20 protein-coding genes are annotated in these 16,432 nt (G+C 35.3%); 14 read left to right on the top strand and 6 right to left on the bottom strand.

Going from position 1 to position 16,432, the window contains the following annotated elements; genetic code table 11:
* The first annotated feature begins 72 nt into the window (after positions 1-72).
* Positions 73-240, top strand: a complete 168-nt coding sequence (locus D8M06_RS19910; protein ID WP_158591817.1) for a hypothetical protein — start codon at positions 73-75, stop codon at positions 238-240.
* A gap of 70 nt (positions 241-310) precedes the next feature.
* Here the strand turns inward: D8M06_RS19910 and D8M06_RS17255 are convergent, their stop codons facing one another.
* On the bottom strand, positions 311-769 hold the full coding sequence (locus D8M06_RS17255; protein WP_158591816.1) for a YndM family protein: 459 nt from the start codon (positions 767-769) through the stop codon (positions 311-313).
* A 183-nt stretch (positions 770-952) separates the two neighbouring features.
* Here D8M06_RS17255 and D8M06_RS17250 point away from each other — a divergent pair, with 183 nt between their 5' ends.
* Both D8M06_RS17250 and D8M06_RS17245 read left to right on the top strand, forming a co-directional pair.
* Positions 953-1,291 (top strand): hypothetical protein, encoded by a 339-nt coding sequence (locus D8M06_RS17250; RefSeq protein WP_121205830.1) that lies wholly within the window; start codon positions 953-955, stop codon positions 1,289-1,291.
* 17 nt (positions 1,292-1,308) lie between these two features.
* Positions 1,309-1,701, top strand: a complete 393-nt coding sequence (locus tag D8M06_RS17245; RefSeq protein ID WP_121205829.1) for a hypothetical protein — start codon at positions 1,309-1,311, stop codon at positions 1,699-1,701.
* A gap of 209 nt (positions 1,702-1,910) precedes the next feature.
* Here D8M06_RS17245 and D8M06_RS17240 read toward each other — a convergent pair whose 3' ends face one another.
* Entirely contained in the window at positions 1,911-2,930 is a 1,020-nt protein-coding gene (locus D8M06_RS17240; RefSeq protein ID WP_121205828.1) for an NAD-dependent epimerase, read from the bottom strand.
* Positions 2,931-3,176: 246 nt separating this feature from the next.
* Here D8M06_RS17240 and D8M06_RS17235 point away from each other — a divergent pair, with 246 nt between their 5' ends.
* The 4 genes from D8M06_RS17235 to D8M06_RS17220 all read left to right on the top strand — a co-directional run bounded on the left by D8M06_RS17235 (position 3,177) and on the right by D8M06_RS17220 (position 8,034).
* Positions 3,177-4,268 (top strand): glycosyltransferase, encoded by a 1,092-nt coding sequence (locus tag D8M06_RS17235; RefSeq protein WP_121205827.1) that lies wholly within the window; start codon positions 3,177-3,179, stop codon positions 4,266-4,268.
* A complete protein-coding gene (locus D8M06_RS17230; protein WP_194074651.1) occupies positions 4,243-5,643 on the top strand; it encodes a protein kinase family protein in 1,401 nt (466 codons plus the stop codon). The genes D8M06_RS17235 and D8M06_RS17230 overlap by 26 nt, the downstream gene beginning before the upstream one ends.
* A gap of 168 nt (positions 5,644-5,811) precedes the next feature.
* Positions 5,812-6,717 carry a UTP--glucose-1-phosphate uridylyltransferase GalU gene (galU, locus tag D8M06_RS17225; RefSeq protein ID WP_121205826.1) on the top strand — a complete coding sequence of 302 codons (906 nt, stop codon included), beginning with the start codon at positions 5,812-5,814 and terminating at the stop codon, positions 6,715-6,717.
* Positions 6,718-6,720: 3 nt separating this feature from the next.
* Positions 6,721-8,034 carry a UDP-glucose dehydrogenase family protein gene (locus D8M06_RS17220; RefSeq protein WP_121205854.1) on the top strand — a complete coding sequence of 438 codons (1,314 nt, stop codon included), beginning with the start codon at positions 6,721-6,723 and terminating at the stop codon, positions 8,032-8,034.
* A gap of 135 nt (positions 8,035-8,169) precedes the next feature.
* On the opposite strand, the gene D8M06_RS17215 is transcribed toward D8M06_RS17220, so the two are convergent.
* Complete coding sequence (locus D8M06_RS17215; protein WP_121205825.1) at positions 8,170-9,279, bottom strand: MGDG synthase family glycosyltransferase; 1,110 nt, start codon at positions 9,277-9,279, stop codon at positions 8,170-8,172.
* A gap of 149 nt (positions 9,280-9,428) precedes the next feature.
* Here D8M06_RS17215 and D8M06_RS17210 point away from each other — a divergent pair, with 149 nt between their 5' ends.
* Positions 9,429-9,983: a YkoP family protein gene (locus D8M06_RS17210; RefSeq protein ID WP_241558981.1), complete on the top strand. Its 555-nt coding sequence runs from the start codon at positions 9,429-9,431 to the stop codon at positions 9,981-9,983.
* Positions 9,984-10,206: 223 nt separating this feature from the next.
* Positions 10,207-11,067: a metallophosphoesterase gene (locus D8M06_RS17205; RefSeq protein WP_121205823.1), complete on the top strand. Its 861-nt coding sequence runs from the start codon at positions 10,207-10,209 to the stop codon at positions 11,065-11,067.
* Positions 11,068-11,107: 40 nt separating this feature from the next.
* Here D8M06_RS17205 and D8M06_RS17200 read toward each other — a convergent pair whose 3' ends face one another.
* The 3 genes from D8M06_RS17200 to D8M06_RS17190 form a co-directional block, all read right to left on the bottom strand.
* A complete protein-coding gene (locus tag D8M06_RS17200) occupies positions 11,108-11,392 on the bottom strand; it encodes a hypothetical protein (protein ID WP_121205822.1) in 285 nt (94 codons plus the stop codon).
* A gap of 117 nt (positions 11,393-11,509) precedes the next feature.
* Entirely contained in the window at positions 11,510-12,019 is a 510-nt protein-coding gene (locus D8M06_RS17195) for a DUF3231 family protein (protein WP_121205821.1), read from the bottom strand.
* A 128-nt stretch (positions 12,020-12,147) separates the two neighbouring features.
* Positions 12,148-12,354 (bottom strand): heavy-metal-associated domain-containing protein, encoded by a 207-nt coding sequence (locus D8M06_RS17190; protein ID WP_121205820.1) that lies wholly within the window; start codon positions 12,352-12,354, stop codon positions 12,148-12,150.
* 137 nt (positions 12,355-12,491) lie between these two features.
* On the opposite strand from D8M06_RS17190, the gene D8M06_RS17185 reads away from it, so the two are divergent.
* From D8M06_RS17185 to D8M06_RS17165, 5 genes are all read left to right on the top strand, one after another.
* Complete coding sequence (locus D8M06_RS17185; RefSeq protein WP_121205819.1) at positions 12,492-12,707, top strand: WYL domain-containing protein; 216 nt, start codon at positions 12,492-12,494, stop codon at positions 12,705-12,707.
* Positions 12,708-13,089: 382 nt separating this feature from the next.
* Positions 13,090-14,349, top strand: a complete 1,260-nt coding sequence (gene uraA / locus D8M06_RS17180) for a uracil permease (protein ID WP_121205818.1) — start codon at positions 13,090-13,092, stop codon at positions 14,347-14,349.
* A 543-nt stretch (positions 14,350-14,892) separates the two neighbouring features.
* Positions 14,893-15,162 (top strand): hypothetical protein, encoded by a 270-nt coding sequence (locus D8M06_RS17175; RefSeq protein ID WP_121205817.1) that lies wholly within the window; start codon positions 14,893-14,895, stop codon positions 15,160-15,162.
* A gap of 63 nt (positions 15,163-15,225) precedes the next feature.
* Positions 15,226-15,477: a YppG family protein gene (locus D8M06_RS17170; RefSeq protein WP_121205816.1), complete on the top strand. Its 252-nt coding sequence runs from the start codon at positions 15,226-15,228 to the stop codon at positions 15,475-15,477.
* Between the two features lie 103 nt (positions 15,478-15,580).
* Positions 15,581-16,303: a class I SAM-dependent methyltransferase gene (locus D8M06_RS17165; protein ID WP_241558980.1), complete on the top strand. Its 723-nt coding sequence runs from the start codon at positions 15,581-15,583 to the stop codon at positions 16,301-16,303.
* Positions 16,304-16,432: the final 129 nt, after the last annotated feature.

Raw genomic sequence — 16,432 nt, 5'->3', positions numbered from 1 at the left:
GAGATTATTCCCCAATTGTTAAAAAATTCTAATAATGTTATAATGATACTATCTCGCATTGGGGGGAATACGATGTTTTGGTTATATATTTTTATTCCAATTGCTGTTATCGGTGGTATTGCTGTTTATTTTGAGAAAAAAACAGGTATGAAGAGACCAGATGAGGATAAACAAAAAGATAAACTAATTGAAGTACTGAACCAAAATAACAAGAATCAAAGAGGACCTGGAAGTTTTTAAATTGATTTATATAAATTGAAGAAAACACCGTGCTATTTATGGAATAGCACGGTGTTTTTTCTTACTAACCTTATTCAGGCCGTTTCTTTTTCTTTCTAATATAATCTATATCCTCTTCCTCAGAAAACTCCGCCTGTAAACGGGATTTTGTAAATGTGAGGTCATCACGTCTGTCATCTTCTTTTTCGAATACTTTTTCATTCATATAAATATGAAATAACGCTTCACTAATTGCAAGGAAAAATGCAGAAAATGCTGAAACTGTAACAATTGGACTAGCTGCGTAAATAAAGAATGAGGAAAATAGCCAAATTGCAGCAAATGCCAGTCCGAAATCTGCTATCGTAGCTACTAAGTTACTAAATCTCCTTAAAATTACTAAATCTCCAATTAAATAAGCTATCCCCGTTACTAATAAGCTAATCAATAAAATTTCCGTTAAAGAAGCTGCTTCGAAAATGGTGAGTAACGAATAGAGAACCACTGCTGTAAAAATAAATTTAATTGCTAAAGCTTTCATATGCCTCATCTTCATGTCCCTTTCATAAATGTTCTCACTTTAGTATTTGGAATTCTATAAAAGAATATACGATTTTCCAATCAATAATGTACATAGTAACTAGGACATTTGCTTGTTAACACTAATCTGGTGACAAGCACCCGTTCGAAATCATTCGTGTCTCATAGAATGCTTAAGAAGGAGGTGGAAAAGATGCAGGAAAGTATCTTTCCTTTTATAAAGAACACATTAGCAGAATTAAATATGTATCCAGTTATCGAATGTATGAACAATAAAGCGAGTAAACAAGAAATCATAAAGGAATTCGAAAAAAATTTGCTTTATCAAAATCCCCAATACCGAACTATGCTAAAAACCCAATTAAAAAGTCAAATAAATCCTAAGCAATGGGAGCAACTGGTTCGCATGTACAAAAAACAAGAATTGACTCAACACCCAAAAATGAATCTTATTTATCAATTTCTCCAATCATTGGAAAATAATAGATCTACTACAGATTCAACCACTTCCGTACAGAAAACCAATAATTAAAAAGGAGGTAATAATTTATGTCAGATAAAGGAAAGAAAGAAAAGAAGAAATATCAAGTCGTTAATAACCTGATTGATCAGCATAATGTAAGTATTTTTCAGAGTCAAAATAGTAATGGTATTAATCAAATGGTGTATGAAAATGTAACGAATAGTAACAATCGCGCACAGATTACTGCTTTTAATTACACTCCTGCTCCAAATACGATGATATTGATAATTGAAGCAAAAAATCAGCCTTTAATAGAACGGGTTGTTCCTGATAATGTAGTGTCTGGTCAGTCATCCTATGTCATTGAAGTAGAAAACTTGAAGCATCTATCGGTTCGTTGCCAAGGAAACCCTTCAGGTAATGGGACCTACCAAATTAATATTGACACTACATTCTACATGAATAATTCTGATTCCTAGATAATCTTTTCTTAGCTACAAGTCACCTCCAAAGTATTATTGTATAACAAAAAAGGTATCGCTTCCGTTGCGATACCTTTTTGCGTGCATTTGGTTTGAAAAAGTAAAACGTTTAATCAACGGTTTGATTTTACCATTAAAACAGAGGTATGCCAGGTTTTTTCTTCCTTGCGTACCTCTTAATTGTTTATATAACACTTCTAGTTGAGCTATTCATTATGATAGAACTTTTTATACCAATCGATGAAATGGGCTAGACCTTCCTCAATAGATGTGGTAGGTGCGAACCCAACATCTTTTTGCAAATCTCTAATATCAGCATAGGTTTCTTTTACATCACCTGATTGCATGGGTAAGAAATCAATTATTGCTTTTTTTCCACATATTTTTTCTAAGGTCTGAATGAAATTCATTAGATGAACTGGTTTATTGTTACCGATATTGTAGATTTTGTATGGTGCATGACTAGAACTGGGAATGGGGGTTAATTTATTATAAGCTGGATTCTCTTTAGGAGGATCGTGCAATAGCCGAGTGATTCCCTCAATAATGTCATCGATATAAGTGAAATCTCTCTTCATTTCCCCATAGTTGTAAACCTGTATTTTCTTGCCTTCCATAATATTTTTAGTAAAAGAAAAATAAGCCATATCAGGGCGTCCCCATGGGCCATAAACGGTGAAAAAGCGAAGACCAGTGGTAGGGATTTGATATAAATGACTATAGGTGTGAGCCATTAGCTCATTAGCTTTTTTGGTTGCAGCATATAAACTGACGGGATGATCAACCGAATCATTGGTTGAGAATGGAAGTTTTTCATTTGCCCCATACACGGAACTGGATGATGCGTAGATAAGGTGTTCTACCTGAAACTGTCTGCATGCTTCTAATATATTCATAAACCCAATTAAGTTGGAATCTGCATAAGCATAAGGATTTTCAATACTGTAACGGACGCCTGCTTGAGCAGCAAGGTTAATGACAATAGGAATATTCCACTTTTTAAATAGCCCAAATAATTTATTACGATTGGTTATGTCCATTTTATAAAATGTAAAATGATCATGCGCTTTTAACTGTTCTAAGCGTGCGTGTTTTACTTTTACATCGTAATAATTATTTAAGTTATCTATACCGATTACATGAAATCCTAAATTTAATAGACGGTTGGAAAGATGGTATCCAATAAATCCTGCTGCACCTGTGATTAGAATGGTCTGCTTCGTCATTATTTTTTCCTCCTTTCAGGTGTATTTGTCTCTATTACTATTAATTCATATATTGATTAGTTGGTAACGGTTAGTACCCATAAAGAAGGCTTTTAGGCAGTGAATGGCGGTTTAATAGACAGGTGTCCCTATCACTTCTCTATTTAGGCATAATACACTTCCTATTCGTCCATGCCTTTCATCAATAACTTGCATAGAATAATGGGAAAAGTTGAAAAGCTTATTTTGTAGAAAGGGGAAGATACTTTGCGAACAGTTATGCACTTGAATTTAAGAGTGGATCCCACACAATATGTTCCGCAAATCCGTAAAGTACCTGATTATGACTATATTCATCTCGTGCGGCAACCTAAATATATGATAGATATGTCTCTTCTTAATGAAAAAGTTCATTATCTAAATGAGATATATTCGCCTAAGAAATTTGTTGGAAAACATGATGTTGGCATTCTGCATGCACATCACGCCCAGCTGGGAATGCTGCTTCTTCCTTTTAAAAAGAAGACTGAACTTCCATTAGTAACCAGCATACGCGGTAGAGATGCTACACTTGCAGATCAGCCTGTTGGATATATGGATGGTGCGAAGAAATTATTTGAAGAGGGGGACCTATTTCTTCCTGTTTGTGAATATCTAGCTGAACGGATTATCGATTGGGGGTGTCCACCTGAAAAAATTAAAGTGCTATACGGTGGAGTAGATTTGGAACAGTTTAAATTTAGACCGCCAGATGTCATTGGTAATTCTCAAAACATTTTGTCAATGGGCAGGTTGGTAGAAAAGAAAGGCCACCACATTCTGATGAAGGCATTTGATAAAGTTAGAGAAAATTTTCCTAAGGCTACACTTACTATCATTGGTGGTGGAGTGATGGAAGAAGAACTAAGGAATTTAGCCAAGGAGTTAAATCTAGGAGACTCCTTTCAACTATTAAATAAGATCCCTAAAGCTCTTGTACAGGAGAAGATGCAAAATGCCGATTTATTTGTTGCAGCGAGCATGGTTGCTTCGAACGGTGATGTTGAAGGGATACCAAATACAGTGAAAGAAGCAATGGCTACTGGGCTTCCTGTGGTTTCTACCACTCATGCTGGGATACCAGAGCTAGTCACTAATAACAAAGATGGATTACTAGTAGAAGAAAATAATGTTGATGAACTTGCAGAAGCATTAGAGTTCATGCTATTAAATCGACCTTTATGGGAAAGTTATGCACTCAATGCTCGTGATAAAGTTGAAAGGTTATTCGATCAACAAAAACAACTAGCTGAGCAGGCAAGAATCTATGATGAATTGTTAGGAGGGGAGTTAATTGAGCAAAAAGAAGAAAAAAAATAACAAGAAAAAAAGTTTTAAGGGTTTTAAAGATATAAAAAAGATTACTGTAACAAAAGGTGAGAAGACTCTTCTTATAGATAATCCAACTGATTATCAACTAATTGGAATGGGTGCTCAAGGAGCTGTATTTAAACTGTCAGAAGATAAATGTGTCAAAATTTATCCCGATCCCTTAAAAGCGAAAATGGAGCAAGATGCGTTAAAAGCAGGAAAGGACTTGGACTTCTTCCCAGAGGTGTATGAAACTGGAGAGAATTATATCATTATGGAGTATTTCAATGCACCGAATTTAAAGGAGTACTTGAAAAATAGTACGTATCTTCCAGAAACTATTACCAGAAAATTACTGGATATTCTAAGTGCATTAAAGAAAGCAAATTTTACGATGATTGATGCTCCCCTTCGCCACATATTCGTTCTGGAAAATGAAGAACTCAAAGTCATTGACCACGTTAATTCCTTTAAACGTCAACACCCTGTTCCCTTAAAATTATTACGAGATTTAAATATTATCCTGTTAAAAGAAGCATTCTTGGATCAGGTAAAAGAAATGGAACCAAAGATGTATAAAGAATGGGATAACTACTATAACAAAAATAAAATGGACTATAAAAATATTGACGTATCTTCTGGTGGTTCTGGAAGTGCGGTGAAAGTAGACAGTGCTATATCTCAGACACTTGTTGGAAAAGGACATCAGGGAGCCGTTTATCGAATTTCAGAAGATAAATGTGTAAAGATATATCCAAAGAAAGACCATGCCAAAAAAGAGCAGGATGTGCTTCTAGGTAATCAGAATTTGTCTTTTATCCCAGAAGTCATGGAAACTGGTGATAATTATGTAGTAATGGAATATTTGCTTGGTCCAGATTTAAATTCTTTTTTAAAGAAACAATCAGAGTTGACTGAGGACGTTACACGAAGATTACTAGATATTCTTATTGCCCAAAAAGAATCTGGATTTAAGTTAATCGATGCTCCATTACGTCATGTCTTTGTTACTTCTAAAGGATTTAAAATGGTGGACCATGTTTATTCTTATACGCGAGATCAATATCGTCCAATAGAGTTATTCCAGAACCTTCATGAGAGGAACTTTTTGGAGGCATTTTTAGAGCAGACAAAAGAAATGGAACCGAAGTTGTATAAGGAATGGACAAAAGAACCAATACCTCTTGAAGAGGAGGAAGAAACAAAAGTAGAGGACAATAAAAAGAAAAAAGGGAAAAAATCGAAGAAAAAAGAAAATATCAAAACTTCCAAGAAAACGAAGGGAAAAGGGAAAAATAAAAATAAACGAAAAAAATCTATTAACAAAGTCAAAAAAGATAAGAAGTTTAAAGATAAATATTTCTCCTATGAGCTCAATGAATGACTGAATGTAAAAAGGAGGGCTAATTCTAGAGGTGGGCTTAGATTAAACGATGAGTTCCCACCTCATTATAGTCAAGAGCCAATTCTAGTAAATGATAGGCTGTCAATGATACTTCCGTTCAATCATTCACATATATAAGTAAGTAGTGCTAGAAGGGAGGCACATTATATGAGGATTAGAAAGGCTATCATTCCAGCCGCTGGACTTGGTACACGTTTTTTACCTGCTTCCAAAGCACAAGCCAAGGAAATGTTACCTATAGTGGATAAACCAACCATTCAATATATCGTCGAAGAAGCAGTCGCATCAGGAATAGAAGAAATTGTAATGGTGATAGGTAGGGGAAAGCATATGATTGAAGACCACTTTGATAAATCCTATGAATTAGAGGATGCATTGCAAAAGAAAAACAAAACAGATCTATTAGAGGAGATTCAATCGATATCGAAATTAGCAAAAATTTATTATGTTAGACAACAAGAACCATTGGGATTAGGTGATGCCATACTTTGTGCCAAGAGTTTCATAGGGAATGAACCATTTGCTGTATTATTGGGTGATGACATTGTGATGTCCGAGAAACCTTGTTTAAAACAATTATTGGATGTGTTTAATTATTACCAGAGTTCGGTGATTGCAGTACAACATGTACCCGATCAAGAAGTTCATAAATACGGAATTATTAAACCAAAGGAGGGTAAGATTGATTCAAGACTACTATATGTTGATGCACTGGTAGAAAAACCAGAAATAAAATATGCACCATCTAACTACGCAATTATGGGAAGATATGTACTAAAACCTGAAATATTTAATGTTCTTTCAAGGATTCCATTTGGTGCTGGTGATGAACTTCAGCTTACAGATGCAATAAATGAGCTTAATGCAGAACAGGCAGTCTTGGCATATAACTTTGAAGGAAGACGGTTTGATATTGGAGATAAAATTGGTTTTATTAAAGCAACAATAGAACTTGCATTGCAAAGACAGGATACAAGGGAAGAAGTAGTTAGCTATTTAAAACAGGTTATAGAGAGAGAACACCTTCATGTTCCGGTGGAAGGGGTTGATTGAATGATGAAAATTGCAGTATTAGGAACAGGCTATGTGGGATTATCAACAGGTGTGTGCTTGTCAGATTCTGGACATGAAGTTGTTTGTATGGATGTTGATGAGGAAAAGATAGAACAATTAAGCAAAGGGATACCGCCAATTTATGAGCCAGGTTTGAAAGAGCTTCTCAAAAGAAATATAGGAAACGGCCGATTGAAATTCACTACTTCGCATAAGGAAGGTTTGCATAATAAAGAGGTTATTATTATTGCAGTCGGAACTCCTCAAAGCAATAATGGATCTGCAGATTTAAGCTTTTTGGAACAAGCGGCGAAAGACATTGCTGAAAATCTTAATCAAAATGCAATTATCACAATAAAAAGCACGGTGCCAGTAGGAACTAATGATGTAATTAAGAATATATTGAAAGAAAATTTACCACATGATATCTCTGTTGATATGGCTGCCAACCCTGAGTTCTTGAGGCAAGGTTCTGCGATTAGCGATACATTGAAAGCTGATCGTATTGTGATTGGTACAGAAAACAAACAGGCAGCCTCCAAATTAGAAAAAATGTACAGTATACTTCATATACCTATCCTTCATACAAGTATTCGCAGTGCAGAAATGATTAAGTATGCATCTAATGCATTTTTAGCCATGAAGATTAGTTTTATTAATGAAATAGCAAATCTTTGTGAAGCAACGGGAGCAAATGTGGAGGATGTTTCTATAGGGATGGGGTTGGATAAGCGCATTGGTGAAGCTTTCCTGAAACCAGGCATCGGGTACGGCGGATCATGTTTTCCAAAAGACGTAAAAGCACTCTACCACACGGCTAGTGAGCACGATATGAACTTCGGATTATTGGAAGAAACAATGACCATCAATAACCAGCAGCGTGAGCTCTTAGTGTGGAAGGCACTTTCCAGATTTGGTGATTTAAATGGAAAGAAGATAGCTATGCTTGGGCTTTCGTTTAAGCCTGAAACAGACGACCTAAGAGAGGCACCTTCCATTGTTATCTCAAATGAGTTAATCAATCAAGGTGCGAGAGTTTCAGCATATGATCCAGTTGCAATGAATAATGCTAAAAAGGTACTAAATACCCAGGTAGAATATGCAAAATCACCAGAGGAAGCGGTGCTGGATGCAGATGCAGTCTTTATCGTCACAGAATGGAAATCCTTCGTGGAATCAAATTGGAAACAATTAGTAAAAGAAATGAAATCACCTATCATTTTCGATGGCAGGAATTGTTTGAAAGAAGAGGAAATCATAAAATGTGAGCAGGTGGAATATTACCCAATCGGAAAGCCGAAAATTATAAAAGCATAAACCCGCAAAAGCCGCCTATCAATACATTGGTATGCGGCTAAATCATTCGACAAAAAACGGGAGGTGACAGGCACTATAGGATGGATGATAGCAGTTTGAAGGATTCAAAAAAATCCGGGGAGTGCCTGTCACCCTTTAAGTCTGGGCTATTTGTTTTATGATTTGTGGGATTTCTTTTGTATCTAGATGTTGATGGAATTTTTTGAGTTGATCTGTTTGCTGGAGGTTTGTATTATTTAGAGTACGGAGAATGGTTTTCTCTATATTTCCAGTTGTTTTCCAGCCCTTTAACGGAAAAATTAAATCCTTCTCTATTAAATAATTTAAATTATATTCTTCTTGTCCAGGCAATGCTTCATATACAAAAATGGGCAATTTCTTCCATAGACATTCGCTAATGGTAACGCCACCAGGTTTGGTAATAATGGCATCCACCTCTTCATACCATTGATTCATTTCTACTTTTGACTTCAGGTAGGAAAGTGTCAAGATGGATGGGTGGTTTAATTGTTTTATTTTATCGTACAATGCTTTATTTTTGCCGCAAAGAACGTAATACAGAATGTCGCCGGACGGGTCTAGATTACGAATTAATTTCTCTATCGAACCTGCCCCCATATTTCCACCACTAATCAGCACTTTGAATGGTTCTTTCTTTTCCTTTTTTTTCTGTTGGTTTTTGAAAATTGGATGAACAGGGATTCCTGTCACTAGGATACGACTTTCCTTAATACCTCCTTGAATTAATTCCTGCTTTATTTCTGAACATGGTACAAAATGATAGTCAACAAACTCCTTGCCCCATAAATCATTGATAAAGTAGTCGGTATAAACGTTAATTATAGTACCAGAGAAATGATTGTGTTGTTTCATATCATCAAGAAGGAAAGAGGGAAGGGCGTGTGTACAGATAATAATATTCGGATTCTTTTCTTTCAAAATCTTCATTATTTTCCTAGTGAATAAACTTTTATAAAGGGAATAATGTTTCTTTTTTTCTCCTTTTACGGCTGCAGTTCTGTAGATTTGACTATAGATATTAGGTAATTTATGAATAGCAAAGAGGTAGAGGCTGGAGACAAATGACTCTAGTTTACCGAAACAAAAGGATAAAATCTCTAACTTTTCGCAATGAATTTCTGTCGAGAATTCTTCTGTTTTCTCCAGCTGTTCTATTATACTATCTGCTACATGATGATGACCTGATGGAATATTAAGTAATGGCATAAACAAAATTCGAATCATATGATACTCCTCCTACAAACAACTTTCCATTCTTAGTTTGTGAAGCATTCATTGTTTCATACTTTAACTTTTTCTTATTTTTTCAGTAATAGGATTTATAAACTAAAGCAAAATAAGATTGTAATTATAATTGGTAAGGGGTAGCAATCATGAGCATCAAAGAAAATTTCCTTCATATATGGGACTTGATTGATCCTGTTTATTATCACTTTTCAAGACTAGAGTATATTGAAAATAAACGTGGAGAACGAACAATTATGCGTGTAAGGTTAACGAAGTATAAAGGGAGGGACTTGAGGTTAAAAGATGGTACAGAAATTCATAAAAATGATTTACTCATAAAAATTCATTTGCACAATGTGAAACTGCTCAAGCAAATTCATGCGTATGATAATGAACTTAGAAGGGCCCTGGTAACATACAAATCAGTGCAAGACTCCATGCCGTCCATTGTAAACTACATACAATTAATGGGTTACACCAATAAAATAAAAGGTTTAATAGGGATTACCACCTTGCATAAAGGATGTCAAAAGTTAGGATTTGAAGTATACCCTATTCGAAATAAATATTACAAGTGGTTTAAACAAATAGCGCTTCTACCTATTTATTTTCTTTCATGTAAAAAATTTAACAAGGAAGTTCCCGTTCCCATGTATCTCCTTATGTCCAAAGATACACTGTACAAAAACTACAATGAATAAAAAGTGGTTTGTGAAAAAGAATGATTGTTGATGAAAAAATCCAAACTTAAGAGAGAGTTTGGATTTTTTGGGGTGAATTGCCGTTATATCACCTTAACTCTCTCCTATTATTATCTAATTGGAAACAATAGGGAGATTTGTTAAGGAAGTATTCATTAACCATAAATTACTACTGAAAATAAGTGCGATGGTACTTTATAATGAAAGAAGAGGAGGCGAATAAATGACACAAGCTATCATTGCTATTGTCTTAATTCTATTAATCTATTTTTTTTATAAAGGATATAAGAACACGCACTCCGTAACAATAAATACCATTGAAATGAAGAATATAAATGACGGTAAACAATCCGATGTACCGTTTCGTATACTGCATATATCTGATATGCACATAGAAAATATCTCTATCACACCTGAACGATTATATCATGATTTGAAAGGTCAACCGATTGATTTCATTGCTTTAACAGGTGATTTTCTTGATAGAAAAAGAAGTATTCCACGGCTTCAGCCATATCTAGATACTTTTGCAAAACTGAATCCTAAGTATGGAACATATGCTGTTTTCGGGAATCATGATTATGTACTAAGAGAAAAGAACTTTAATAATCTAAAGAAACTATTAAATACGTATCATATAAAAACGTTACAAAATGAAAATGATACGATAGAGATAGATGGAAGATCAGTAAATATTATTGGAATAGATGATTATAGTACAAGTCACAGTGATATTGGAAAATCATTTGGAGGTTTAGAAGAAGGGTATAATTTGGTCTTGACTCATGACCCTAATATTGTACTGCAAATGAAGGATTATCACTTTGATTATTTACTTTCTGGTCACTTCCATGGTGGACAAATCTATTGGCCCAAACCATATCACTTAGTGAAGATGGGGAAATTAGTTCGTTTAAATATGGTTAAAGGTCTACATTATTATGATGGAAAAGCCTTTTATATTAGTGAAGGTCTTGGTCAAACCGGTGTAAATATACGCATAGGTAGTCGTCCGGAAATAACATTTCACGAGTTGGGAATTTCTCATGTTAAACAAGGTGTTAAATCAACAATAGCCGGATAACTTTATCCGGCTATTTTTTTACACTTAAAACAATCCCATGTTAATCCAAACTTGAGCTTCCAACATGTTGCTGAATTTGATTGTCGCTAGGGATATCGATAGAAGAGTTTGTTTGATTTGTTTGATTTTGATTACTCATCATGTTTTGAATCGGTTCTGCTATTTGTTGAACGGTTTGGTTATTCATTGAATTTTGTACTGCATTTGAAACTTGTTGAGGGAGTTTCTGAAACGTACCATTTTGAACTCCTTTTGTTATACCATATATTGCTGCACCAGCTGCACCGATAGTTAGCAGGGAAGTCATCATACCGCGGTTATTCATGGAATCATCCTTTGTCATTTTATTGGCCTTAGCTTCTAATAAAGAAGCAGTATTAGTTTTATTAAAAACGGTGAACAATATACGCTTCAGTCTTTTCCAATTTCGTTCATCATTTTACTATTCTTCGGCATGATGGTTATGAAGCGGAGGGGGTACTAACCAGCCTTTTTCCTTATTGAGACGAAGAATTTTAGCTCCTAATGTTGCCTTTTGTGTGTGAAATTGACCAAACATGGTCGCAATATCTTCTCTGATGGCCTGACCAATCATCGTACTGCAGGATATTAACCCAGCAGCAGTATCGGCAGACATGGTTGCAGCAATTTCTTGGTCCATTGCTCGTGCACCAGTTGGAATGTCATCTAAGTTTGCTTTAGGACGTTCAGGTGGTGTTGGCGGAAGACCAACTCCGTTTTCTTTTAAAAGGGTTTCCACTTCCTTTATTTGTTGCTGGCTTAATTTAATGACTTCATCAATCAGTTGAATTAAATCACGGTCACCTGCGTGATTTCGAAAGACTTGATAGCCAGCAATCATTCCTTTTCCACCGTTAATAAATGACCAAGTACCATGAACTTCACCATAATGCATGGGCTCTTCTTTTGGATTTCCACTTAAAATACCCATCGCAAACCTCCTCATTATATTCATAAAATAAATCACCTTTCTCCACCGTCTTCATTATAATTTGCTTGGTACAGCCTTTTTATACTAGGAGGTAAGAGGATTAATGGAGGATTAAATTAAAAATCTTCTCAATGTATCGTATAGTTTTGTTCCATTAAAGCTGTAGCTATTTGTTCATCTGTAATAAGGCGATCATTAAATTCTATTCTAATTTCTCCGTCATCTGTATCGATTAATACTCTTTCCATGCCGTCATATTCATTTAACAGATATTCGATATTTTGAATATCCCTTCTACTTGTTGCTTCCTGTACGAAAAATGTTATCTCAGCCATCTTTTTTCTCCTTTTTATGAATAAAACTCATTTGGGAATAATATTTTTAGTATCCCAATTTAATTTAAAAACATGTTTATTATAAAGAAAATATGATAAAATAAGAACAAACGTTCCGTTTTGGTAGGAGGTTACGTATGAATAAGTTGTTGCTTCAATCCATTAATCAGCAAAAGAGACTTTATATTATATACCTTTCAAATACCAATCAAATTACCAAAAGAATGATTCGGGTAATTCGAATAAACGAAGACCGTGTGCTGGCTTATTGTTATTTCAAACAGAAATTTAGAATCTTTAAATTAGAAAATATCTTAGCTGTAGAACCTGTTCGAGAGCATTTTGGTGCATAATTATTTTATTAGTGTTTTACAATAGTAATACGAAGAAGAACACTGTATTGCATTTAGAAATATACTGGGGATTTAGTGGTTAAAAAATATGAGTTATAAAGCTAGTACAAAACGTATATTTAGTCGATTATTGTAAAATGATGCTTGACTTTATCTCTATTTGTCTGTAATAATGTATATAAATACTAAAAACCTTTAAATCAGTCCTGTGAGGCTGGCAAGGTTGTGCGGAATACAGTTGTACTCTCATAGCAATATAGGAAGACTAGGAATCTACCTTCTGTTTTGCTGTGTGCAATTTTGTGTGCACCTTGCCAGGACGCCAGGCAAGGTGCTTTTTTTATGATTTTATAACATATTTATAAAAGGGAGAGAAGAAGTTATGTCACAACGTGAAATCCAAGTAGATGAACGTTTACCATTGTTACAAAGTTTACCTTTAAGTTTCCAGCACTTATTTGCCATGTTTGGTTCAACCGTCCTGGTTCCTATTTTATTTGGAGTAGATCCTGCAACAATCCTTTTAATGAATGGGATTGGAACGATCCTTTATATCTTTATAACGAAAGGGAAAATACCTGCTTATCTAGGTTCTAGCTTTGCCTTTATTTCACCTGTAACAGCAGTTTTAACAACTGGTGGAGGGTATGGAGCAGCATTAGGTGGTTTTTTCGTTGTTGGGCTTGTTCTTGTTCTAGTAGGATTACTTGTCAAAGTAGTTGGAACATCATGGATTGACGTTATTTTTCCTCCAGCAGCAATGGGAGCGATAGTAGCGGTTATCGGATTGGAACTTGTACCAACTGCAGCAGATATGGCAGGCTTATTGCGACCTGCTGATGCTGCTATTGATACAACTGCAATTACTGTTTCTTTATTAACACTTGGTTCTACGATTATTTACTGGGTAACCATGAGAGGCTTTTTTAAGATTATCCCAATTCTATTAGGAATTATAACAGGCTATATCATAGCAACTTTTTTCGGAATCGTGGATTATACCGCTGTTCGTGAAGCGGCTTGGATTCAAATGCCAACTTTCTACCAAATTGAATTTAACTCGTCTGATATCTTAATTATCTTACCGGCAGCATTAGTATTAATACCAGAGCATATTGGTCACTTAGTAGTAACAGGTGATATTGTGAAAAAAGACTTGGTAAAAGAACCAGGACTTGATCGTTCCTTGTTTGGTAATGGTATTTCAACGATGATTTCAAGTTTCTTAGGTTCAACACCAAATACAACCTATGGAGAAAATATTGGTGTACTAGCAATTACTAGAGTTTATTCTACATGGATTATCGGTGGTGCAGCTGTCATAGCAGTGCTTCTATCCTTCTGTGGGAAATTGGCTGCATTAATTCAATCTATACCAACACCAGTAATGGGCGGGATTTCTCTGTTATTATTCGGAATCATCGCAGTAAGTGGTTTACGTATGTTAGTTGAAAGAAAAGTAGACTATAATAATTCACAAAACCTAATTCTTACTTGTGTTGTATTAGGAATTGGTGTTAGTGGGGCTTCCTTAAATATTGGAGAAGTTGCCCTATCAGGAATGGGACTAGCAACCATCGTAGCAATCGTCCTAAGCCTATTCTTTAAACTCTTAGACATCCTTAAACTCTCTAACGAATAAATGGGTGCCTGTCACCTCCCGGAATTTGTCGAATGACTCCGCAGCTATTAAGAGCTGTGGAGTTTTTTCTAATGTCGTATCTTTATAAAGAATCCGATATGATTTTAGTGAGGAGTGATGATTTGAGACGTGACTATTGCCATTATTGGCAGATTGAATACGGATATGGTGGTTGAAACGGAAAACTCGCCGTTAGTAGGTGAAACAATCCTAAGTAAAAAAGTAAGTTTCATTCCTGGGAGGGAAAGGAGCAAAACAACCTGTTGCAGCAGCTCGATTGGATGCAAAAACTTCAATAATTGGTGCCATTGATAAAGGTGATTCGGGTCAACTATTGGATAATTTGCATACTAATGGGGTTTTAGGAGTAGCTATAACAAGTGGAAAAACATAGAGTGCGATTTTTGGTGCCTGGCACTTCCCGGAATTTGTCGAATGGATATTTGGTTTAAGGCCTTGTATCAATTTGTGATATTCACCCCTTACATAAATTGATTGGGATTCATAAGATGCCATATGATGACATAATTTGGAGGTGAAAAGATGTCAAGGTATTATTATGATTTGTGTAATCGTCATCGAGGAAAGGCGGTAGAAATTACAACACGAGATGGTAGAAAGCATAGGGGAATAATTCGCAATGTTGATCAACGCCGGGTATTTATCCAGCCTCTTGGGGGCGGTAGACGCATCGGTGGATTCGGATATGGATTTTACGGATATGGCCCGTATGGGTATAGACCTGGATTTGGGTATGGAGTTGCACTAGGAGCTATAGCTACTCTTGCATTGCTTCCATGGTTCTGGATTTAATAAGCACTGTGTTGGTAGATTTTTTATAGTATAATATTAATCCTTGAAGGAGGGAGGAATAAGATGTTTCCGGAAAGACAACAAAAACCTGCTAGCCCCCCTCGTAGAATACCACCTCATTCTCAGCGAGATCCATTTCTCTTCGGACCACCATCTAGACAAAGACAACAGCCATCAAATATTCAAGCGCTAATAAGAATGTTCCAAACGCCTGATGGAGAGATGGACATTGATAAAATAATGGGGACAGCTCAACAAATAAATGGCTTATATCAACAAGTTAGTCCGATGATTTCAAAGTTTATTAAACGATAAAAATATTAGTCTAACTAAAACAAACTCTCTCATAAATAACGAGGAAACAAGATGATTTGGCTTCATAGAATAATATACCAACTATTAATGAAGGGGGAGAATATTGCAGCCAACTTATATGAATTGTATAGCGGAACTAGGTGTCGGTGGTGCTCATCCGGGTGGACTAAAGTTGACAAAGGAAGTATTAAAAAAAGAGAAAATCGTCGCATCTACAAAATTATTGGATGCTGGTTGCGGCACTGGCCAAACTGCTGCTTACATTGCTAATAAATATGGATGTCAAGTTACGGCATTAGATTATAATACAGTTGTACTGGAAAAAGCGAAAGCGCGTTTTCGCTCCATGAAATTACCGGTACACGTACACGCGAAACGAGGAAACATCGAAGACTTAGACTTTGCGGATAATAGTTTTCATATTGTTTTATCAGAATCGGTTCTCGGTTTTACCGATGCGGATAAAAGTATCAGCGAATGCAGCAGAATATTAAAGGAACCAGGAACATTGCTTGCGATTGAAATGGTATTAGAAGATTCTATTTCAGATGTTGATAATTTAAGCGAAATTACACATTTCTACGGTATTCCCCACCTTAAAACCACCGAAGAATGGATAAACATGTATAGAAATGCTGGGTTTAAACATATACAAGTAGATAAATACAAACCTAATCTAGAATCGCATAATTTAGAGAATTCACCTGACTTTTCTTTATCGGATGAAATAGATGATCAATTATTTGACGTATTAAGAAAACATCATTACTATATGAAAAAATATGATAATATACTAGGGTTTCGGATCTTTTATTGTAATAAATGAACCCCTTATTCATATAGAGCTCTGCCATTTCAAATGCAGGGCTTACTTTGTTTTTTGCAAGTATAAGAATAGAATATTAAAGCGATTATATATTAAGATGTTTCAGAAAGCAAAGTGAAATTCACAAAA

It is taken from the genome of Oceanobacillus halophilus (assembly GCF_003628505.1).
In the GTDB taxonomy this organism is placed as follows: Bacteria; Bacillota; Bacilli; order Bacillales; family Amphibacillaceae; genus Oceanobacillus; species Oceanobacillus halophilus.
Note: the sequence above shows the minus strand (reverse complement) of the source record. Positions and strands in the feature narration are given on the sequence as shown.